This window comes from Streptomyces johnsoniae, assembly GCF_031845565.1.
In the GTDB taxonomy this organism is placed as follows: Bacteria; Actinomycetota; Actinomycetes; order Streptomycetales; family Streptomycetaceae; genus Streptomyces; species Streptomyces johnsoniae.
Genome location: NZ_JAVREV010000001.1, coordinates 159,243 through 178,773, shown reverse-complemented (window position 1 = coordinate 178,773; position 19,531 = coordinate 159,243). Strand labels below are relative to the sequence as shown.

The window sequence follows — 19,531 nt, the reverse complement described above, 5'->3', positions numbered from 1 at the left end:
AGCCGATGCCGAGAGGTGAGAGCCCAGTGAGGCGCAAGCGCGCGACCCCCGAGACAACGGCAGAACCGGGCCCGTCCCGGGCGTCAGGACGGGGCAACTTCACACCGCCGCCGGGTGCCCGAGAGGCCCCCGGCGACTCCGCCGCGCCCGCGGCCACCGGCTCCAGACTCGCCCCCCGCAACTGGCGGGTGGCCACCAAGCTGTACGCGATCCTGCTCATACCCGTGCTGGTCGGCCTCGTCCTGGGCGGCTTCCGCGTCTACGGCGCGTACGACACCTGGCAGGAAGCCGACGACGCCGAACGCACGGCCGAGCTCGTCCGCGCCTCCACGGCCTACGCGCACGCCCTCATCGACGAACGCGACGTCTCCGCCGCCGCGCTGCTGCGCGGCAACAGGGACGATCCGGCCGTGGCGGAGGTGCGCGCCAGGACGGACGAGGCGCGCGCGGAGTTCCGGGCCCGCGTCGAGGAGGCCCCGCAGACGGACAACCTCGAACGCCGCCTCGACGCCATCGCCGAGGCCGAGCCGCATCTCGACGCGCTCAGGGAGCAGGCGTACACCGAGGAACTGCCGGGCGTGGAGACCGAGGAGGGGTACGTCGACGTCCAGCACCCCCTGATGTCGCTCGCGAACGAACTCGGCCTCGGCACCGGCAACGTCACCTCCTACGGCCGTACCGTCTACGCCATTTCCCTGGCCAAGGCCGCCAGTTCCCTCCAGCGCGCCATCGGCACCCACCTCATCGTCGCGCCGGGACCCGGCGCCGAGGCCACCGAGCTTCAGCTCACCGCCTTCGGCTCCTACGCCTATCTGGAGCGCATCGCCCAGGCCGAGTACGCCTCGGCGGGCACCGAGGAGGACACCCAGCGGCTCTCCGAGGCGATGGCCGGGGCCGCGGAGAGCGTCGCGAGCAACGCGCCCGACGCCCCCGCACTCGCCGAGATGGTCTCGCTCATCGGCGCGGGCGGCGACGCCGACGCGCTCGCGGCGAACGGTGTCACCGAGCAGAGCTGGTTCACGGCGGCGACCGCGGAGTTCGACGCGTACCGCACCATCGAACGCGACCTGGTCGACGCCGCGCTGGACGAGGCGCACGACATCGCCGCCACCGCCCGCCGCGACATGATCGTGAACGCCGCGGTCGTCCTCGGCTCCCTGATCATCGCCGTCGTGCTCGCCTCGCTGATGGCCAGGTCGATGAGCCGCAACATGAGCCGGCTGCGCGGGGCCGCGTTCGACGTGGCCGAGCAGCGGCTGCCGGCCATCGTCGACCAGCTCTCGCGGACCAGGCCGGGCGACGTGGACACCCGCGTGGTCCCCATCCGCATCAACAGCCAGGACGAGATCGGCGAGGTCGCCCGCGCGTTCGACCAGGTCCACCGCGAGGCCGTCCGCCTCGCGGCGGAACAGGCCCTGCTGCGCGGCAACGTCAACGCCATCTTCACCAACCTCTCCAGCCGCAACCAGGGCCTCATCGAGCGGCAGCTCAGCCTGATCAGCGAGCTGGAGAACAACGAGGCCGATCCCGAGCAGCTGGAGCACCTGTTCAAGCTGGACCATCTGGCGACCCGCATGCGCCGCAACGGCGAAAATCTGCTGGTGCTCGCGGGCGAGGAGCCCGAGCACCGGTGGAACCAGCCGGTGGCGCTCGTCGACGTCATGCGCGCCGCCGCCTCGGAAGTGGCGGCGTACGCCCGCATCGAGCTGTCCGGCGTGCCCGAATGCGACATCCACGGCTCGGTCGTCAACGACCTGGTGCACCTCCTCGCGGAGCTGCTGGAGAACGCCACCACGTTCTCCTCGCCGCAGACCAAGGTCAGGGTCACCGCGACCCGCCTGCCCGACGGCCGCATCATGATCGAGATCCACGACAAGGGTATCGGCCTCACCCAGGAGGACTTCGCCGAGATCAACAAGCGGCTCGCCGACCCGCCCGCCGTCGACGCCGCCGTCTCGCGGCGCATGGGGCTCTACGTGGTGGGCCGCCTCTCCGAGCGCCACGGCATCAGGGTCCAGCTGCGCCCCTCGGGCGAGCAGTCGGGCACCACCTCGCTGGTGATGCTGCCCGAACGGATCACCCACGGCGGCAGCGCCCCCGTTCCCGCGCAGGCGCCCGAGGAGTTCACCGTCTCGCGGATCGCGCCCCACGGGCAGCACATCACGCAGGCGGATCTGGAGGCCGGCGCCCGCACGGCCGCGGAGCTGGGCTTCGACGACTCCAGGTACGAGGTGCCGCAGGTCACCGGCGACACCGTGCGCCTGGGCCGCGCCGACCTCGACCGGATACGCGAGGCCCCCCGGGCCGATCCCGGCCCGCGGACACCGCTGGGCCCGCCGCCCACCCGGCATGAACCGGCCACGGCACAGCCCGGGTTCGGCACCTTCCCGCCGCCCGCGGATAACCCCCTGGGTGGTCCCGGGAACGGCCCGCACCGCGTAGGCTTCAGTCCACCAGACCGGGTCGCGACGGGATACGAGTCGACGACCAGCGCGGGGCTTCCCCGGCGCGAACGACAGTGGCAGCAGCCCGAGGAGGAACCGGCACAGCGACTGCGGGAAGAGCCCCCGGCTCCGCAGGCACCGGCAGAGACCCAGTGGGACCGGGGGCCGCGCCGGGAGGAGCGCACGGGCGGCACGACCTCTTCGGGCCTCCCCAAGCGGGTGCCCCGGGCCAACCTCACGGAGCACCCGGCCTCGGAGCCCGCCGCGGGCGGGCCGCAGGTGTCACGGGACCCGACGGAAGTCCGTGGGCGGCTGAGCAGCCTGCACCGCGGTGTACAGCAGGGCCGCGGCGCACGTACGGGCCGCGGCACGCGAAACGACGATCAGGAGCGTTAGTGTGAGCCCGATGAGCCAGGCGGCGCAGAACCTGAACTGGTTGATCACCAGTTTTGTGGAGAACACCCCGGGGGTGTCGCACACGGTGGTGGTGTCGGCCGATGGTCTTCTTCTGGCGTTGTCCGAGGGGTTTCCGCGGGATCGTGCTGATCAGTTGGCGGCGGTGGCTTCGGGGCTGACGTCGTTGACGGCGGGTGCGTCGCGGATCTTCGAGGGTGGTGCGGTGAATCAGACGGTGGTGGAGATGGAGCGGGGGTTCCTCTTCATCATGTCTATTTCGGATGGTTCGTCGTTGGCGGTGCTTGCGCATCCGGAGGCCGATATCGGTCTGGTCGGTTACGAGATGGCGCTGCTTGTCGACCGTGCCGGTACGGTGCTGACGCCCGACCTGCGAGCGGAGCTCCAAGGGACCCTGCTCAACTAGCAGACGACTTGTGCGGATTGGGGCCGCGCACCATAAGGTGCCGACATGGTGAGGCACTGAACGCGGTCGCCGCGGATAGCAAAGGCAGTCGGAGGAGGAACTGTGGCAACGCCCCCAGGCGGACCTTACGGCAATGAGTACCCGCCGCAGCCACGCAGCGGGCGCTTCAACTTCCCTTCGGCGCCAAGCGGCGGACACCAGCGGCCCGTGCCGGAGCCGCAGGCGGCGCCCCCGCCGCGGCCGGGCCCGGAGCCCGAGGCTCGGCGCACACCTCCCCCCGGCGCCGGCCGCCCGCCCTCAGGAGGCAACGGACCCGGCCAGCCCGAGCGCGAGGAGTGGAGCCCGCAGCCGCCGCCGCAGGCGCGGCAGCCGGGCCGCCCCCGGCGCCCGGGCGAAGGCGAAGCCCCGCAGCCGCTGGTGCGCCCGTATGCGATGACCGGCGGCAGGACCCGGCCGCGCTACCAGCTGGCGATCGAGGCGCTGGTGAGCACGACCGCGGAGCCGGCGCAGCTGCACGGCCAGCTGCCCGAGCACCAGCGGATCTGCCAGCTGTGCTACGAGGTCAAGTCCGTCGCCGAAGTGTCCGCACTGCTCGCCATCCCGCTGGGGGTGGCGCGGATTCTGGTGGCCGATCTCGCCGAGGCCGGGCTCGTCGCCATTCATCAGCCGGGCCACGACGCAGAGCCCGGCGGCCAGCCAGATGTGACGTTGCTCGAAAGGGTGCTCAGTGGACTTCGCAAGCTCTAACGACGCCGGTCTCACCGCGCCGTCCCGCTCCACGACCTCCGCGAAGATCGTGATTGCGGGGGGGTTCGGCGTGGGGAAGACCACGTTCGTGGGGTCGGTGTCGGAGATCAACCCGCTGCGGACGGAGGCGGTGATGACGTCGGCGTCGGCGGGGATCGACGATCTGACGCACACGGCGGGCAAGACCACCACGACGGTGGCGATGGACTTCGGCCGTATCACGCTGGATCAGGACTTGATTCTGTACCTGTTCGGCACCCCGGGGCAGGACCGTTTCTGGTTCATGTGGGACGACCTCGTCCGCGGCGCGATCGGGGCGATCGTGCTGGTGGACACGCGGCGGCTGGCGGACTGTTTCCCGGCGGTCGACTACTTCGAGAACAGCGGACTGCCGTTCGTGATCGCGCTGAACGGCTTCGACGGCCATCAGCCGTACTCGCCGGAAGAGGTGCGCGAGGCACTCCAGATCGGCCCCGACGCGCCGATCATCACCACGGACGCCCGCCACCGCACGGAGGCCAAGAGCGGGCTGATCACCCTCGTCGAACACGCGCTGATGGCGCGCCTGCGCTGACCCCGCGCCGCCGCGGCCCCCCGGACCCGCCGTCCGGGGGGCCGGCCGTCCGACGCGGTGGTTAGTCTTGGCGCCGTGCGCATCGCCAGATTCTCCATTGACGGAACGGTCGGGTTCGGCGTGGTGGAGGCCGACCGGGACCAGGGCGGGGAGCCGGTCCTCGACATCATCAAGGGCCATCCGTTCGCCGCGTTCGAACGGTCGGGCCGACGGGTGCCCCTGAGCAAGGTCAGGCTGCTGCCGCCCGTGCTGCCCAGCAAGATCGTGGCCGTCGCCCGCAACTACCGGGAGCACGCGGCCGAGCTGGGCAACGCCGTTCCCGACGTGCCGGTGACCTTCTTCAAGCCCTCCACGTCGGTCGTCGGCCACGGCGACCCGGTCGCCTACCCCAGGATCTCCTCCGACGTCCACCACGAGGCGGAGCTGGCCGTCGTCATCGGCAGGCTGTGCCGTGACGTGCCGCGCGAGCGCGCCAGGGACGTGATCCTCGGCTACACCTGTGCCAACGACCTCACCGCCCGCGACGTGCAGCGGCGGGAGGGCCAGTGGGCGCGTGCCAAGGGCTTCGACCACTCCTGCCCGCTCGGCCCGTGGATCGAGACGGACCTCGACCCGGCCGACCTCGCGATCATGTGCACCGTGAACGGCGAGCAGCGGCAGCTCGGCCGCACCAGCGAGATGGTGCGCACCGTCGAGGATCTGATCGTGCACGTCACCGAGTCGATGACCCTGCTGCCGCAGGACGTCATCCTCACCGGCACCCCGGCGGGCGTCGGCCCGCTCCACGTCGGCGACGAGGTCGCCGTCACCATCGAAGGCATCGGCACTCTCACCAACAAGGTTGTCAAGCGTGACTGAAGTTCGCGTCCGTTTCTGCCCATCGCCGACCGGCAATCCGCACGTCGGCCTGGTCCGCACCGCCCTGTTCAACTGGGCGTTCGCGCGGCACCACGGCGGCACGCTGGTGCTGCGCATCGAGGACACCGACGCGTCGCGGGACTCCGAGGAGTCCTACGAGGCGCTGCTCGACTCCCTGCGCTGGCTCGGCCTCGACTGGGACGAGGGCCCGGAGGTCGGCGGCCCGCACGGGCCGTACCGGCAGTCCCTCCGGATGGACGTGTACGCGGACGTCGCCGAGCGGCTGCTCGCCGCCGGCCACGCCTACCGCTGCTACTGCTCCGCGGAGGAGCTGGAGGCCCGCAGGGAGGCCGCGCGGAAGGCCGGCCGCCCCTCGGGCTACGACGGGACCTGCCGCTCCCTCACGGATGAACAGGTCGCCGCCCACGTGGCGGAGGGCCGCAGCCCGATCGTCCGCTTCCGGATGCCCGACGAGCCGATCACGTTCACCGACCTGGTCCGCGGCACGCTGACGTTCACCCCGGAGAACGTGCCGGACTACGGCATCGTCCGCGCCAACGGGGCGCCGCTGTACACCCTCGTGAACCCGGTGGACGACGCGCTGATGGGCGTGACGCACGTGCTGCGCGGCGAGGACCTGCTGTCCTCCACCCCGCGGCAGATCGCGCTGTACCGGGCGCTGGCGGACATCGGCGTCGGGCCGGGCGGGGTGCCCGCGTTCGGGCATCTGCCGTACGTCATGGGCGAGGGCAACAAGAAGCTCTCCAAGCGCGACCCGCAGTCCTCGCTCAACCTCTACCGGGACCGCGGCTTCCTGCCCGGCGGCCTGCTCAACTACCTGGCGCTGCTCGGCTGGTCGCTCGCCGAGGACCGGGATGTCTTCAGCCTCCAGGAGATGGTCGCCGCGTTCGACATCGACGCGGTGAACGCCAACCCGGCGCGCTTCGACCTGAAGAAGGCCGAGGCGATCAACGCCACGCACATCCGCGAGCACCTGACCGTCGAGGAGTTCACGGCGGCCTGCGAGCCGTGGCTGCGCGCCCCGCACGCCCCCTGGAAGCCGGAGAACTTCGACCCGGCGGCGTTCGCGGCGCTCGCGCCGCTTGCCCAGACCCGCGTCACGGTGCTGTCCGACATCACCGACAATGTCGACTTCCTGTTCCTCGGTGAGCCGGTTCGCGACGAGCAGTCGTGGAACAAGGCGATGAAGCCGGGCGCCGAGGCCGTGCTGGCGACGGCGCGGGCGCGTCTCGCGGCGGCCGGGGAGTGGGCCGCGGAGGCGCTCAAGGCCGCGGTGACCGCGGCGGGGGAGGAGCACGGGCTGAAGCTCGGCAAGGCCCAGGCCCCGGTCCGGGTCGCGGTGACGGGCCGCACGGTGGGGCTGCCGCTCTTCGAATCGCTGGAAACCCTGGGCCGCGAACGCACCCTGGCGCGCATCGACGACGCTCTGGCCCGCCTCTCCGGCTGAGGCGCCGCGCGGCCGGGAGCGGATCTCGTTTTGGGGCACCGTTCTCGATCGGGTATTGTTTGGCGCGTCGCAAGGGCAGGACGCAAGTCCGGGTCACCGAGCGGCCACCCGAGCAATACCCCCGCGTGGGGTTGCGTTTTGGTGGGGTATGGTGTAATTGGCAGCACGACTGATTCTGGTTCAGTTAGTCTAGGTTCGAGTCCTGGTACCCCAGCGGTCTTTCACAAGATCGAGCCCCCGTTGTGTAGCGGCCTAGCACGCTGCCCTCTCAAGGCAGTAGCGCCGGTTCGAATCCGGTCGGGGGTACTGGTCCGGGACTCCGGGCCTGAGCAAGCCCCCGTTGTGTAGCGGCCTAGCACGCTGCCCTCTCAAGGCAGTAGCGCCGGTTCGAATCCGGTCGGGGGTACTCGGTCACTCGTGATCATCAACGGCCCTCCGCCTCGTGCGGGGGGCCGTCGTTCGTTTCCGTTTCCGTTCCGCTTCCGAAGCGGCGGCCCGCCTCCCGCGCCTGGGCCAGCCGGCGCAGGGCGAGCAGCACCGGCTCGTACAGCACCGTGAGGGCAACGGCCGCCTCCAGCTGGGTGGTCGGGGCGTCGAGATCCTCGATCACCGCGAGCTCGTGCTCGGCGATGGTCGCGGCCGCCCGGCCGTAGGGCAGCACGTGCTCGATGCCGCAGGGGTAGTCGAGGCGGCCGAGCGCGGCGAGAGCGGAGACGAGCATGCCGTGCGCGGGATTCTCCGGGTGGTGGCCCCAGCCCAGCAGGCGCAGCACCTCCTCGGCCGTGTGCTCCGCGGCGGCGGTCGCCGGGTCCGCCGGGGCCGGGGCGGGGCCGTGGGGGAGGGAGCCGACGGCCGCGCCCAGCCGGTCGACCTGGCCGGCCGTTTCGTCCTCCACCGCGGTGAGCACCTCCCGCGCGGTGGCCACCGGTACCCGGCCGACCTGGACGAGCGCCCTGACCAGGCGCAGCCTGCGCAGGTGCTCCTCGTCGTACTCGGCCTGGGTCGCGGTGACCCGCCGGCCGGGCGGCAGCAGCCCTTCCCGCAGGTAGTACTTGATCGTCGCGGTCGAGACGCCGCTGCGTTCGCTCAGCTCGGCCAGTCGCACGTTCCGAATGCCCCTTGCGCTTTGGGTGGGAGAGTGGCACTATCCAATCATGGATAGTGAAGCTATCCAATGAGTGTCGGTGACGGTCGGTGAGGGCCGAGCGAGAGCGGAGTGAGGTGCGGGATGACGGGCAAGATTGCCGAAGGGCGCATGACGGCGGCTGCCGAGGGGGACGTCACGGTCTTTCTGATCGGCATGCGGATCAACAATTTCCGGGCGCTGCGGAGCTGGTGGCCGGTCTTCATGGCGATGCCGCCCATGCTCAGGGAGCTGTCCCGGGACGAGGAGAGCGGACTGCTCGGCTTCCGTATGCTGTGCGGGGGCCTGCGGGATGTCACGATCGTGCAGTACTGGTCGTCCCGCGAGAAGCTGCTGGCGTACGCGTCCGCGCCGGACAAGGTGCATCAGCCGGCCTGGAGCGCCTTCAATCGCAGGCTGCGGGCCGGGCGCGGCAAGGTCGGTTTCTGGCACGAGACCTATCTGGTCCCGGCCGGGGCCTACGAGTCGGTCTATGTGAACATGCCGTCGTTCGGCCTGGGGGCGGCCACCGGCGTCATACCGGTGGGGCGCCGGGGCAACCGGGCGGCCGAGCGGCTGGCCCGCTGAGGCGCTTCGGCGTCCGAGGCGGGTGCCCGGAGGCGGGCCGGGTCAGCCGTTGCGCTTCAGCGCGTCGGTGAGGCGGCCCGCCGCGTCCAGCAGCGCCTGGGCGTGCATGCGGCCCGGGTGGCGGGTCAGCCGCTCGAGCGGCCCGGACACGGAGACGGCGGCGACCACGCGGTTGGACGGGCCGCGCACCGGGGCGGAGACGGAGGCGACGCCCGGCTCCCGTTCGCCGATCGACTGCGCCCAGCCGCGGCGCCGCACGCCGGAGAGCGCGGTGGCGGTGAAGCGGGCTCCCTGGAGGCCGTGGTGCAGCCGCTCCGGCTCTTCCCAGGCCAGCAGGATCTGGGCGGCGGAGCCGGCCTTCATCGGCAGGGTGGAGCCCACGGGCACGGTGTCCCGCAGCCCGGAGAGCCGCTCGGCCGCGGCCACGCAGATCCGCATGTCGCCCTGCCGCCGGTACAGCTGGGCGCTCTCCCCGGTCACGTCGCGCAGTTGCGTCAGCACGGGCCCGGCCGCGGCGAGCAGCCGGTCCTCGCCGGCCGCGGCGGCCAGCTCGGCCAGGCGCGGGCCGAGCACGAAGCGGCCCTGCATGTCCCGGGCCAGCAGCCGGTGATACTCGAGAGCCACGGCCATGCGGTGCGCGGTGGGCCTGGCCAGCCCGGTGGCCCCGACCAGCCCGGCCAGCGTGGCTGGTCCGGACTCCAGGGCTCCCAGTACCAGGGCCGCCTTGTCGAGTACGCCCACGCCGCTGGAGTCGCCGCTAGAGTTGTCCATGCAACGATATTCGCGTCTCACAGTGTGAAACGCAAGCTCAATTTTCGTGGGGACGAGTCAGTCTGGTGCCCGCGACCCGCGTCACGGCCGGGCCGCTCACCGTCCGGTGCGAGGGGAACGGACGGCGGCCATCAGACCGGCTGCGAGCCCGGAAGGAAAAGCGATGGGACGGACACTGGCGGAGAAAGTCTGGGACGACCATGTCGTCCGGCGCGTGGCGGGAGAGCCCGATCTCCTCTACATCGATCTCCACCTGCTGCACGAGGTGACCAGCCCGCAGGCGTTCGACGGGCTGCGCAAGAGCGGGCGGCGGGTGCGGCGCACGGACCTCACCATCGCCACCGAGGACCACAACACCCCGACCCTCGACATCGACAAGCCCATCGCCGACCCGGTGTCCCGCACGCAGTTGGAGACCTTGCGGAAAAACTGCGCGGAGTTCGACGTACGCCTGCATCCGCTGGGCGACGTCGAGCAGGGCGTCGTGCACGTGGTCGGCCCGCAGCTCGGGCTGACCCAGCCGGGCACCACGGTGGTGTGCGGGGACAGCCACACCTCCACGCACGGTGCCTTCGGCGCGCTGGCGTTCGGGATCGGCACGAGTCAGGTGGAGCACGTGCTGGCCACCCAGACGCTGCCCATGGCCCCGTTCCGCACCATGGCGGTCACGGTGCTCGGCGAGCTGCCCGAGGGCGTCACCGCCAAGGACCTGATCCTGGCCGTGATCGCCAGGATCGGTACCGGCGGCGGCCAGGGCCACGTCATCGAATACCGCGGCGAGGCCATCGAGAAGCTGTCGATGGAAGCCCGGATGACCATGTGCAACATGTCGATCGAGGCGGGGGCCAGGGCAGGGATGATCGCCCCGGACGAGACAACCTTCGCCTACCTGAAGGGGCGGGACCACGCGCCCGGGGGCGCCGACTGGGATGCCGCGCTGGACTACTGGCGGACGCTGCGCACCGACGACGACGCCGTCTTCGACCACGAGGTCGTCATCGACGCCCGTGAGCTGGCCCCGTTCGTCACCTGGGGCACCAACCCCGGCCAGGGCCTGCCGCTGTCCGGGTCCGTGCCCGACCCGGCGGCCTTCGAGGACCCGAGCGAGCGGCTGGCCGCGGAGAAGGCGCTGGAGTACATGGGCCTTGAGCCCGGGCGGCGGCTGCGGGACATTGCCGTGGACACCGTCTTCGTCGGGTCCTGCACCAATGGCCGCATCGAGGATCTGCGCTCGGCCGCCGCCGTCCTGGACGGCCGCCGGGTGGCCGACGGGCTGCGGATGCTGGTGGTTCCCGGCTCCGTCCGGGTCGCCCTCCAGGCCGTCGAGGAAGGGCTCGACAAGGTGTTCACCGCGGCCGGCGCCGAATGGCGGCACGCGGGCTGCTCGATGTGTCTGGGGATGAACCCCGACCAGCTCTCGCCCGGGGAGCGCTGCGCCTCCACCTCCAACCGCAACTTCGAGGGCCGGCAGGGCAAGGGCGGGCGCACACACCTCGTCTCGCCGCAGGTCGCCGCCGCCACCGCGGTCGCCGGCCACCTCGCGTCCCCGGCCGACCTGGCCGACGTCCCGACCGCCGTGGAGGTCTGAGTCATGGAAGCGTTCACCACCCACACCGGGCGGGCCGTTCCCCTGCGCCGCTCCAATGTCGACACCGACCAGATCATTCCCGCCCACTGGCTGAAGAGGGTCACCAGGGACGGCTTCGAGGACGGCCTCTTCGAGGCGTGGCGCAAGGACCCGGAGTTCGTGCTCAACCGGCCGGAGCACCGGGGCGCCTCGGTGCTGATCGCCGGACCCGACTTCGGCACCGGCTCCTCCCGCGAGCACGCCGTGTGGGCCCTGCAGAATTACGGCTTCAAGGCGGTCGTCTCCGCCCGCTTCGCCGATATCTTCCGCGGCAACTCGCTGAAGAACGGCCTGCTGACCGTCATGCTGCCGCAGGAGACCGTCGAGGAGCTGTGGCGGCTGGTCGAGAGCGACCCGACCGCCGAGGTCACCGTGGACCTGGTCGACCGCAAGGTGCGCGCCGAGGGCGTCGACGCCGGATTCGACCTCGACGAGAATGCGCGCTGGCGCCTGCTCGAAGGGCTTGACGACATCAGCATCACGCTGCAGGACGAGGACGCGATCGCCGCCTACGAATCCCGCCGCCCCGGCCACAAACCCCTTACGAAACAAGCAGTCTGAGTGACCGTCACCAGATGCCCCCGCCGGCCCCGCCGGCGGGGGCATCTTCGCTGACAGCCCGTCACGACACGGGCGTTGAGGGCTTAGGGGGCGATAACAGGCCCAAGGTGGCACAATCGGCCGCATGGAACGCGACGGTCAACTCGAACTCTACGACCGCGTCGCCGCTCGACTGAGGGACGCGCACCGCGCGGTGCGGGCCCTGCAAGTGCCTGAGGATGTACGGCAGGCCCTCACCCGGAAGCTGCTGATCATCACCGCGGCCACCAAGCACGACCTGCCTGGAGCCGCCCGCCGTCTGGACCGGCTGATGGAGGACGTTGACGCGGGGCGGCTTCCGGCGGGCCGGCCGGCCGGCGAGCGTGACGGAAGTCCGTGATGGTCGAGTTCGTTGCGACACAAGGGTGATTCGCCCGTTTCGCGTTTGATTTGCGGAATATATCTGCCTAACGTGCGAAAAAGCTTGAACACATTCGTTCCAGCAAGGCCTGCGAAGGGGAAGACGTGAACAAGGCGCAACTCGTAGAAGCGATTGCCGACAAGCTCGGTGGCCGCCAGCAGGCGGCCGACGCGGTCGATATCGTGCTCGACGCGATCATCCGCGCGGTGGTCGCCGGTGAGCGGGTCTCCGTGACGGGCTTCGGCTCGTTCGAGAAGGTCGACCGGCCCGCCCGGTACGCGCGGAACCCTCAGACCGGCGAGCGGGTCCGGGTCAAGAAGACCTCGGTGCCCCGCTTCCGCGCCGGTCAGGGGTTCAAGGATCTGGTCGCCGGGACCAAGAAGCTGCCGAAGAACGACGTCGCGGTGAAGAAGGCCCCCAAGGGCAGCCTTTCCGGTGGCACGACCACCAAGAAGGCGACGACGAAGAAGGCCACCGCCAAGAAGGCGTCGGCGGCGAAGAAGACCACCGCGAAGAAGACCTCCGCGGCAAAGAAGGCGACGGCGAAGAAGGCGTCGCCGGCGAAGAAGAGCACTGCCAAGAAGTCGACCGCCAAGAAGGCGCCGGCGAAGAAGACCACGGCCAAGAAGGCGCCGGCCAAGCGGGCATCGTCCCGTACGACCACCGCCAAGAAGGCCACCTCGCGTCGGAAGTGACCAGGGGGCCCAGCGGGCCGGACTCCTCACCGGGAGCCCGGCCCGCGGCCGTTCCCGGCCCGCGGCACGCCCGCTAGGCTCGCCGCATGCAGGCCACCGCGTACACCTTCGACCCCGCGACCCGCTCCGGCAGTGTCCTGCTGGACGACGGCACGCCCGTCGACTTCGCCGCCGATGCCTTCGACGCCGGCGGCCTGCTCCTGCTGCGGCCGGGACAGCGCGTGCGGATCGAGGTGGCGGGCGAGGGCGAGTCCCGCCACATCACCTTGGTGACACTGCAGACGCTGTGAGGCGGCGCGCACCCGCCGCGGTGTGCCGCCCGACCCCCAGCGCGAGCGCGGCCCGCAGATCCGCCCCCGTGTCCACGTCCTGCCGCACGCTGTCCACGCCCTCGAGCGTCAGCTCCACCGCGCCCGACGCCCGGTGTGCGGCCCGGGAGGCCCCGCCGAACTCCGGCTGGAGCGCCGCCCCCGGCGCCGCGGCGAGCAGCGTCGTCCCCACGCCCGCCGCGTCCGCGAGGAAGCTTCGCCGGTGTCCGCCCGCGGCGGCCAGCACCCGCGCCAGCTCCGCGGCGCGCAGCGCGGGCAGATCGGCGTTCAGCGCGGCCACCGCCACGGAGGGCGCCGCCGCCCTGACGGCCTCCGCGCCGTGCGCCAGCGCCGCGTTCAGGCCGCGGCCCGGCACGTCGGGCACGATCCGCGCCCCCGCGGGGGCAAGCCGCCGCGCGGCGAGCGGGTCGTCCGTCACGACGGTCACGTCCCGCACCGCCGCGCACGCCAGCGCGGCACCGACCGTGTCCTCGGCGAAGGCCAGCGCGAGCGAAGGCCGCAGCGCGTTCCCGGCAACCGCCGCCAGCCTGCTCTTGGCCAGCCGCAGCGGCTTGAGGGGAACGATCAGCGACCACCTGGTGTCACGCATCCCGCCATTCTCCTCCCGTGAGCCCCGGACGCGGCGGGCGCCCCGGGCCCGCGGCCCACGCCTTCCGGTGCCCTCCGGGTCGCGCCGGAAGGCTGCGCATTAGGGTGCAAAGGGATCGTCCTGGCGGGCAGGCCGTCCGCTGGACAGCCCCAGACCCCGGGGCGACACTTGTGCGGCTGTCCGCAGCGGACCGCGCCGCAGCAGTGCAAGAGGAGATGGTGTCCGAGTGTCTCGCCGCAGAATCGGCTTCTGGTACCGATTGGCCGCTTTTCTCGTTAAACCGCCGCTGCTGGCGCTGTTCAACCGAGACTGGCGGGGAATGGAGCATATTCCCGCCGAGGGGGGATTCATCACCGCGGTGAATCACAACTCGTATCTCGACCCGCTCTCCTACGCACACTTCCAGTACAACACCGGCCGCGTCCCCAGATTCCTCGCCAAGGTGGCCCTGTTCCACACGGGCGTGGTCGGCAGGTTCATGCGCGGCACCGGACAGATCCCCGTCTACCGCAACTCCTCCGACGCCGCCGACGCCTTCCGGGCCGCCGTGGAGGCGGTGCACCGCGGCGAGTGCGTCGCGTTCTACCCCGAGGGCACGCTCACCCGCGACCCCGGGCTGTGGCCCATGGAGGGCAAAACGGGCGCTGCCCGCGTCGCCCTGCTGACCCGCGCGCCCGTCATCCCGGTCGCCCAGTGGGGCGCCCACGAGGTGATGCCCCCCTACGCCGGGAGCAGGCGCCTGCGCCTCTTCCCGCGCAAGACGCTCGTCGTGGTCGCGGGACCGCCGGTGGACCTCGGCAAGTTCTACGGCATAGAGCCGACCACCGAGGTGCTGCGCGACGTCACGGACACGATCATGGATGCCATCACCGCGCTGCTCGCCGACGTGCGGAACGAGCCCGTACCCGACGAGCGATTCGTGCACCGCAGCACCACGCCCGAGCTGGGCGGCGATTCCAGCGCATCCGAGGAGGAGAAAGCGGAGTGACACGTGCCGCCGTCTACGGAACCGGCTCCTGGGGGACCGCGTTCGCCATGGTCCTCGCGGACGCCGGCTGCGACGTGACGCTCTGGGGCCGCCGCCCCGAGCCCGTCGAGGCCATCAACGCCGCCCGGGAGAACCCGGACTATCTGCCGGGGGTCCGCCTCCCCTCGGGCGTGCGGGCCACCACCGATCCGGCACAGGCCGCGAGCGGCGCGGACTTCGCCGTGCTCGCCGTGCCGTCCCAGACTCTGCGCGGCAACCTTGCCCGCTGGGCAGGACTGCTGCCCGCGGACACCGTGCTCGTCTCCTTGATGAAGGGGATCGAGCTGGGCACCGCCAAGCGCATGAGCGAGGTCATCGAGGAGGTCGCCGGTGTCGCCCCCGGCCGCGTCGCGGTCCTGTCGGGCCCCAACCTCGCCCGCGAGATCGCCGAACGCCAGCCCGCGGCCTCCGTGGTCGCCTGCCGCGACGAGTCCGTCGCCCGGCGACTCCAGACGGCCTGCCACACCGCGTACTTCCGCCCCTACACCAACACCGATGTCGTCGGCTGCGAACTCGGCGGCGCCGTCAAGAATGTCATCGCCCTCGCGGTCGGCATCGCCGACGGCATGGGTCTCGGGGACAACACCAAGGCGTCCCTGATGACCCGCGGGCTGGCCGAGACCACCCGCCTCGGCCTGGCGATGGGCGCCGACGCGCTGACGTTCGCAGGCCTCGCCGGCATGGGCGACCTCGTCGCCACCTGCTCTTCGCCGCTCTCCCGCAACCACACCTTCGGCACCAACCTCGGCCGTGGCATGACCCTCCAGGAGACCATCGCCGTCACCAAGCAGACCGCGGAAGGCGTCAAGTCCTGCCGTTCCGTGCTGGACCTGGCGCGCCGCCACCGGGTCGACATGCCGCTGACGGAAACGGTGGTGGGCATCGTTCACGAGGGCACTTCCCCGCAGACCGCCGTGAAGGAGCTGATGGCGCGAACCGCCAAGGCCGAGCATCGCTGACTCCGGCCCCCGCCTCGGAGTAGCCTCAGGGGGTTATGAGCAGCGAGTCCACTCCTCAGCACCCCAAGCCCCGCGTCGCCGTCGTGTTCGGCGGGCGCAGCTCCGAGCACGCCATCTCCGTCGTCACCGCAGGTGCCGTGCTGCGGGCCATCGATCGCACCCGTTACGACGTGCTGCCCATCGGCATCACCACGGACGGCCGTTGGGCCCTCACCGCCGACGATCCCGACCGCATGGCGATCGCGGACCGCAGGCTGCCCAGCGTCGAGCACATCGCCGAGCCGGGCACCGGCGGGGTGCTGCTGCCGGTGAACGCGGGCAGCAGCGAGGTCGTGTACGCCGAGGCCGGTTCGGTGCCCAAGGACCTCGGCGAGGTCGATGTCGTCCTGCCGCTGCTGCACGGCCCCTACGGCGAGGACGGCACCCTCCAGGGCCTGCTGGAGCTGTCCGGTGTGCCGTACGTCGGCGCCGGCGTGCTCGCCTCCGCCGTCGGTATGGACAAGGAGTACATGAAGCGGGTCTTCGACTCCTACGGCCTGCCCGTCGGCCCGTACACCGTCATCAGGCCCCGCGCATGGGAACGTGATCCGGCCGCCGCCCGCGCGCAGATCGTGGACTTCGCCGCCGAGCACGGCTGGCCGCTGTTCGTGAAGCCGGCCCGCGCCGGCTCCTCCATGGGCATCTCCCGGGTCACGGGGCTCGACGGGCTGGACGCGGCCGTCGAGGAGGCCAGGCGTCACGATCCGAAGGTCATCGTGGAATCCCTGCTGACGGGCCGGGAGATCGAGTGCGGCGTGCTGGAGTTCGAGGACGGCCCGCGCGCCAGTGTGCCCGCCGAGATCCCGGCGGTCTCCAGCCACGACTTCTACGACTTCGAGGCCAAGTACATCGACTCGGCCGAGGGGATCGTTCCCGCGCCGCTCACCGAGGAGCAGACCGCGCGGGTCAGGGAGCTGGCGGTGGCCGCGTTCGACGCCGTGTCCTGCGAGGGCCTGGTCCGCGCGGACTTCTTCCTCCAGGAAAACGGCGAGTTTGTCATCAACGAGATCAACACCATGCCGGGCTTCACCCCGATCTCGATGTTCCCGCGGATGTGGCAGGCCACCGGCGTCGACTACCCCGAGCTGGTCGACCGGCTCATCCAGGCGGCGCTGTGCCGCCCCACGGGCCTGCGCTGAGGCCGCCTCGGCCCGCGGCCGGCCCGGGGCGGCGTACCGCGCGCTACTCCGGGTCGGCGTACAGCGCTTCGAGCGGTATGTGCCCGTCGATCGCCGTGGCCACGTCCAGCAGCGGGTTGACCTCGGGTGCGTAGGAGTCGGGAACGGTCATCTCGACGAACACCTCGCGTTCGACCGTGGTGAACCGCGCGCCGTCCGACTCCTCCTCCAGCAGCCAGGACACCTCGTTCACGCCCACGAACTCGGCGCCCACCGGGTCGTAGGTCTCGCTGCCGGGCGTCAGCACCTGCGGCTCGTCGACGCCGCAGCGCAGCACGATCTCCGGATCGCCCCACACGGCCGTGAACGGGCTCTCCCGGTCCGGCTCGCCGCGCTCCGCCCCGTCCACCCGCTCCGGCAGATCCGCGGTGAGCGCGCGGCACGCGTCCGCGGCCTCGCCGACCGGGGCGGGCGGCTCGATCCGCGGCCCCTGGTCGGCGGAGGTGCACGCGGTGGCGATCAGCACGGCGCAGACGACCGGCGGAACACGGCGTACGGTTGGACTCACCCGGCGAGCATACGGGGTGTCACAGATGAACGACCGGGCAGGTCAGAGTGCGTGTGATTCCGGCCACGCGCTGCACCTCCGCGACCACGAGACGGCCCAGTTCGTCAACGGTGCTCGCCTCCGCGCGCACGATGACGTCGTAGGGGCCCGTGACGTCCTCGGCCTGAAGTACCCCGGGAAGCTTGGAGATGACGTCGGCCACGGTGGACGCCTTGCCCACCTCGGTCTGGATCAGGATGTACGCCTGTACCACGGGTCCTCCACAGCGGCTTCGAGGAGTGGGGGCGCTACCGTAGCGCGTCATGACCAGCACCGGGAGATGCCGGGGTCGCCTTGAGGCCACGGCGGACCGGCGGACGGGCGGCGAGACGAGCATGAGGAGAGCTGAGTGAAGGGCAGTGTGGGGGAGCTGGGGGAGTTCGGGCTGATCCGGGAGCTGACGTCCCGGATCAGCGGTGCCCCCGCGGTGCGGCTCGGCCCGGGCGACGACGCGGCGGTGGTCGCCGCCCCGGACCGGCGGGTCGTCGCGAGCACCGATCTCCTGGTGGAAGGGCGGCACTTCCGCCGCGACTGGTCCACGGCCTACGACGTCGGCCGCAAGGCGGCCGCGCAGAATCTGGCCGATGTCGCCGCCATGGGCGCCGTGCCCACCGCCGTCCTGGTCGGGCTCGTCGTCCCGGCCGAACTGCCCGCCACCTGGCCCCTGGAGCTGATGGACGGCATCAGCGACGAGTGCCGCGTCGCCGGCTCGGGCGTCGCGGGCGGTGACGTGGTCCGCGGCGACGCCGTCACCATCGCGGTCACGGCCCTGGGCGACCTCGCCGGCCGCGAACCCGTCACCAGGACGGGGGCCAGGCCGGGCGACGTGGTGGCCGTCACCGGCTGGCTCGGCTGGTCCGCCGCCGGACACGCGGTGCTCTCCCGCGGGTTCCGCTCGCCCCGCGCGTTCGTCGAGGCGCACCGCAGGCCGGAACCGCCGTACGAGGCGGGCCCGGCCGCCGCGGCGCTCGGCGCGACCGCGATGACCGACGTGAGCGACGGCCTCGTCGCCGACCTCGGGCACATCGCCCAGGGCAGCAAGGTCCGCATCGACCTCTCCTCCGCCTCCCTCGACGTCCCCGCGCAGATGTCCGACATCGGGCAGGCCGTCGGCGTCGATCCCCTGCACTGGGTCCTCACCGGCGGCGAGGACCACGCGCTGGTCGCCGTGTTCCCGCCCGAGACCAAACTCCCCGCCCGCTGGCGGACGATCGGCGAGGTGCTGCCCGCCCGCGGCAGAACGGCCCCGCCGGTCACCGTCGACGGCGCCGCCTGGGACAAGGCCGGCGGCTGGGACCACTTCGGCTCCTGAGCGCACCGCCGTTCCCCGCCCGGCAGCCGCCGACCGGGGTGGGTACTGTCGTATCCATGCAGGCTCCTCCACGCGTGCTCACGGTCGCCGGCTCCGACTCCGGCGGTGGCGCGGGCATCCAGGCCGACCTGAAGACGATGCTCGCGCTCGGCACGCACGGGATGAGCGTCATCACGGCCGTCACCGCGCAGAATTCGCTGGGCGTGCAGGGCGCCTGGCAGCTGCCCGCGGCGGCCGTGACCGCGCAGTACCGAAGCGTTGTCGACGACATCGGCGTCCAGGCCGTGAAGACCGGCATGCTCGCCTCGGCGGAGCTGGTGGAGACCGTCGCGGGTCTGCTGGCCGCCACGGGCGCACCGGTGGTCGTCGACCCGGTCGGCGTCTCCAAGCACGGCGACACCCTGCTCGCCACCGACGCACTGGACGCCGTGCGCACCAAACTCCTTCCGGCCGCCACCGTCGCCACGCCCAATCTGGCGGAGGCCGCGCAGCTGACCGGCGTGCGCGTGACGGGGGAGGCGGACCTGCGCCGCGCGGCCGCCGCGGTGCTCGCCCTGGGCCCGCGGTGGGCCCTGATCAAGGGCGGCCACCTGGCGGGCGACGCCGTGGACCTGCTCACCGACGGCACGTCGGAGCACTGGCTGCGCGCCCCGCGGCAGGACAACCGCCACACGCACGGCACCGGCTGCACCCTCGCCTCGGCGATCGCGGCCAGGCTCGCGCACGGCGACTCCGTGCCTGAGGCGGTCGGGGCGGCCAAGGACTACGTCACCGGCGCCATCGCCGCGGGCTTCCCGCTCGGCGCGGGCATCGGGCCCGTCGACCACGGTCACCGCATGGCCCGGGGCACGCAAGAAGCCGGCCCACCGTGACCG

At 71.8% G+C, this 19,531-nt stretch carries 22 protein-coding genes and 3 tRNA genes; 20 read left to right on the top strand and 5 right to left on the bottom strand.

From position 1 onward, the window contains the following. The first annotated feature begins 5 nt into the window (after positions 1–5). The 9 genes from RM779_RS00810 (at position 6) to RM779_RS00770 (ending at position 7,317) form a co-directional block, all read left to right on the top strand. The gene (locus RM779_RS00810) at positions 6–2,840 is read left to right on the top strand and encodes a nitrate- and nitrite sensing domain-containing protein (RefSeq protein WP_449657291.1); all 2,835 of its coding nucleotides are present in this window, start codon (positions 6–8) and stop codon (positions 2,838–2,840) included. Positions 2,841–2,850: 10 nt separating this feature from the next. Next, positions 2,851–3,264 (top strand): roadblock/LC7 domain-containing protein, encoded by a 414-nt coding sequence (locus RM779_RS00805; RefSeq protein ID WP_311615446.1) that lies wholly within the window; start codon positions 2,851–2,853, stop codon positions 3,262–3,264. A gap of 102 nt (positions 3,265–3,366) precedes the next feature. After that, positions 3,367–4,011 carry a DUF742 domain-containing protein gene (locus RM779_RS00800; protein ID WP_311614675.1) on the top strand — a complete coding sequence of 215 codons (645 nt, stop codon included), beginning with the start codon at positions 3,367–3,369 and terminating at the stop codon, positions 4,009–4,011. Continuing rightward, positions 3,992–4,585 carry a GTP-binding protein gene (locus tag RM779_RS00795; RefSeq protein WP_077058635.1) on the top strand — a complete coding sequence of 198 codons (594 nt, stop codon included), beginning with the start codon at positions 3,992–3,994 and terminating at the stop codon, positions 4,583–4,585. Before RM779_RS00800 ends, RM779_RS00795 begins: the two co-directional genes overlap by 20 nt. A 75-nt stretch (positions 4,586–4,660) precedes the next feature. Then, a complete protein-coding gene (locus RM779_RS00790; RefSeq protein WP_311614672.1) occupies positions 4,661–5,443 on the top strand; it encodes a fumarylacetoacetate hydrolase family protein in 783 nt (260 codons plus the stop codon). Then, positions 5,427–6,911: a glutamate--tRNA ligase gene (gltX, locus tag RM779_RS00785; protein WP_311614670.1), complete on the top strand. Its 1,485-nt coding sequence runs from the start codon at positions 5,427–5,429 to the stop codon at positions 6,909–6,911. The genes RM779_RS00790 and gltX overlap by 17 nt, the downstream gene beginning before the upstream one ends. A gap of 142 nt (positions 6,912–7,053) precedes the next feature. Then, positions 7,054–7,125 (top strand) — tRNA-Gln (locus RM779_RS00780). A gap of 19 nt (positions 7,126–7,144) precedes the next feature. Beyond that, positions 7,145–7,217: transfer RNA gene (locus tag RM779_RS00775), tRNA-Glu, on the top strand. 27 nt (positions 7,218–7,244) lie between these two features. Further along, positions 7,245–7,317 (top strand) — tRNA-Glu (locus tag RM779_RS00770). 18 nt (positions 7,318–7,335) lie between these two features. On the opposite strand, the gene RM779_RS00765 is transcribed toward RM779_RS00770, so the two are convergent. Further along, positions 7,336–8,016, bottom strand: a complete 681-nt coding sequence (locus RM779_RS00765) for a MerR family transcriptional regulator (RefSeq protein ID WP_311614668.1) — start codon at positions 8,014–8,016, stop codon at positions 7,336–7,338. A 123-nt stretch (positions 8,017–8,139) separates the two neighbouring features. On the opposite strand from RM779_RS00765, the gene RM779_RS00760 reads away from it, so the two are divergent. Next, complete coding sequence (locus RM779_RS00760; protein ID WP_311614666.1) at positions 8,140–8,622, top strand: DUF4188 domain-containing protein; 483 nt, start codon at positions 8,140–8,142, stop codon at positions 8,620–8,622. Positions 8,623–8,664: 42 nt separating this feature from the next. On the opposite strand, the gene RM779_RS00755 is transcribed toward RM779_RS00760, so the two are convergent. Further along, on the bottom strand, positions 8,665–9,393 hold the full coding sequence (locus RM779_RS00755; RefSeq protein ID WP_311614664.1) for an IclR family transcriptional regulator: 729 nt from the start codon (positions 9,391–9,393) through the stop codon (positions 8,665–8,667). A 163-nt stretch (positions 9,394–9,556) separates the two neighbouring features. On the opposite strand from RM779_RS00755, the gene leuC reads away from it, so the two are divergent. The 5 genes from leuC to RM779_RS00730 all read left to right on the top strand — a co-directional run bounded on the left by leuC (position 9,557) and on the right by RM779_RS00730 (position 12,966). Further along, the gene (leuC, locus tag RM779_RS00750) at positions 9,557–10,981 is read left to right on the top strand and encodes a 3-isopropylmalate dehydratase large subunit (protein ID WP_311614661.1); all 1,425 of its coding nucleotides are present in this window, start codon (positions 9,557–9,559) and stop codon (positions 10,979–10,981) included. Positions 10,982–10,984: 3 nt separating this feature from the next. Continuing rightward, positions 10,985–11,581, top strand: a complete 597-nt coding sequence (gene leuD, locus RM779_RS00745) for a 3-isopropylmalate dehydratase small subunit (RefSeq protein WP_311614659.1) — start codon at positions 10,985–10,987, stop codon at positions 11,579–11,581. A gap of 124 nt (positions 11,582–11,705) precedes the next feature. Further along, positions 11,706–11,960, top strand: coding sequence for an SCO5555 family protein (locus tag RM779_RS00740; protein ID WP_311614658.1), 255 nt, complete (start codon positions 11,706–11,708; stop codon positions 11,958–11,960). A 125-nt stretch (positions 11,961–12,085) separates the two neighbouring features. Beyond that, positions 12,086–12,676, top strand: coding sequence for an HU family DNA-binding protein (locus RM779_RS00735; RefSeq protein WP_077058627.1), 591 nt, complete (start codon positions 12,086–12,088; stop codon positions 12,674–12,676). A gap of 86 nt (positions 12,677–12,762) precedes the next feature. Next, positions 12,763–12,966 (top strand): hypothetical protein, encoded by a 204-nt coding sequence (locus tag RM779_RS00730; RefSeq protein ID WP_077058626.1) that lies wholly within the window; start codon positions 12,763–12,765, stop codon positions 12,964–12,966. Here the strand turns inward: RM779_RS00730 and cofC are convergent. Continuing rightward, entirely contained in the window at positions 12,938–13,594 is a 657-nt protein-coding gene (gene cofC / locus RM779_RS00725; protein ID WP_311614655.1) for a 2-phospho-L-lactate guanylyltransferase, read from the bottom strand. The genes RM779_RS00730 and cofC overlap by 29 nt on opposite strands. 226 nt (positions 13,595–13,820) lie before the next feature. Between cofC and RM779_RS00720 the strand changes: the two genes are divergently transcribed. The 3 genes from RM779_RS00720 to RM779_RS00710 are packed head-to-tail and all read left to right on the top strand — an operon-like array spanning position 13,821 to position 16,758. Beyond that, a complete protein-coding gene (locus RM779_RS00720; RefSeq protein ID WP_311614653.1) occupies positions 13,821–14,582 on the top strand; it encodes a lysophospholipid acyltransferase family protein in 762 nt (253 codons plus the stop codon). After that, positions 14,579–15,580 carry an NAD(P)H-dependent glycerol-3-phosphate dehydrogenase gene (locus RM779_RS00715; protein WP_311614651.1) on the top strand — a complete coding sequence of 334 codons (1,002 nt, stop codon included), beginning with the start codon at positions 14,579–14,581 and terminating at the stop codon, positions 15,578–15,580. The genes RM779_RS00720 and RM779_RS00715 overlap by 4 nt, the downstream gene beginning before the upstream one ends. A 35-nt stretch (positions 15,581–15,615) precedes the next feature. Further along, positions 15,616–16,758: a D-alanine--D-alanine ligase family protein gene (locus RM779_RS00710; protein ID WP_311614649.1), complete on the top strand. Its 1,143-nt coding sequence runs from the start codon at positions 15,616–15,618 to the stop codon at positions 16,756–16,758. A gap of 43 nt (positions 16,759–16,801) precedes the next feature. Here the strand turns inward: RM779_RS00710 and RM779_RS00705 are convergent, their stop codons facing one another. Both RM779_RS00705 and RM779_RS00700 read right to left on the bottom strand, forming a co-directional pair. Beyond that, a complete protein-coding gene (locus RM779_RS00705) occupies positions 16,802–17,305 on the bottom strand; it encodes a DUF3515 domain-containing protein (protein WP_311614647.1) in 504 nt (167 codons plus the stop codon). Positions 17,306–17,324: 19 nt separating this feature from the next. Next, positions 17,325–17,558, bottom strand: coding sequence for an Lrp/AsnC family transcriptional regulator (locus tag RM779_RS00700; RefSeq protein WP_077058620.1), 234 nt, complete (start codon positions 17,556–17,558; stop codon positions 17,325–17,327). Positions 17,559–17,693: 135 nt separating this feature from the next. Between RM779_RS00700 and RM779_RS00695 the strand changes: the two genes are divergently transcribed. Continuing rightward, a complete protein-coding gene (locus RM779_RS00695; protein WP_311614644.1) occupies positions 17,694–18,656 on the top strand; it encodes a thiamine-phosphate kinase in 963 nt (320 codons plus the stop codon). A 56-nt stretch (positions 18,657–18,712) separates the two neighbouring features. After that, complete coding sequence (gene thiD / locus RM779_RS00690) at positions 18,713–19,528, top strand: bifunctional hydroxymethylpyrimidine kinase/phosphomethylpyrimidine kinase (protein WP_311614642.1); 816 nt, start codon at positions 18,713–18,715, stop codon at positions 19,526–19,528. The last annotated feature ends 3 nt before the right edge of the window (positions 19,529–19,531 follow it).

Coding starts and splice junctions, on each gene's coding strand:
- RM779_RS00810 (WP_449657291.1), top strand. CDS start 6: ATGCCGAGAGGTGAGAGCCCAGTGAGGCGCAAGCGCGCGACCCCCGAG.
- RM779_RS00805 (WP_311615446.1), top strand. CDS start 2,851: ATGAGCCAGGCGGCGCAGAACCTGAACTGGTTGATCACCAGTTTTGTG.
- RM779_RS00760 (WP_311614666.1), top strand. CDS start 8,140: ATGACGGGCAAGATTGCCGAAGGGCGCATGACGGCGGCTGCCGAGGGG.
- RM779_RS00755 (WP_311614664.1), bottom strand. CDS start 9,393: ATGGACAACTCTAGCGGCGACTCCAGCGGCGTGGGCGTACTCGACAAG.
- leuC (WP_311614661.1), top strand. CDS start 9,557: ATGGGACGGACACTGGCGGAGAAAGTCTGGGACGACCATGTCGTCCGG.
- leuD (WP_311614659.1), top strand. CDS start 10,985: ATGGAAGCGTTCACCACCCACACCGGGCGGGCCGTTCCCCTGCGCCGC.
- RM779_RS00740 (WP_311614658.1), top strand. CDS start 11,706: ATGGAACGCGACGGTCAACTCGAACTCTACGACCGCGTCGCCGCTCGA.
- RM779_RS00730 (WP_077058626.1), top strand. CDS start 12,763: ATGCAGGCCACCGCGTACACCTTCGACCCCGCGACCCGCTCCGGCAGT.
- cofC (WP_311614655.1), bottom strand. CDS start 13,594: ATGCGTGACACCAGGTGGTCGCTGATCGTTCCCCTCAAGCCGCTGCGG.
- RM779_RS00710 (WP_311614649.1), top strand. CDS start 15,616: ATGAGCAGCGAGTCCACTCCTCAGCACCCCAAGCCCCGCGTCGCCGTC.
- thiD (WP_311614642.1), top strand. CDS start 18,713: ATGCAGGCTCCTCCACGCGTGCTCACGGTCGCCGGCTCCGACTCCGGC.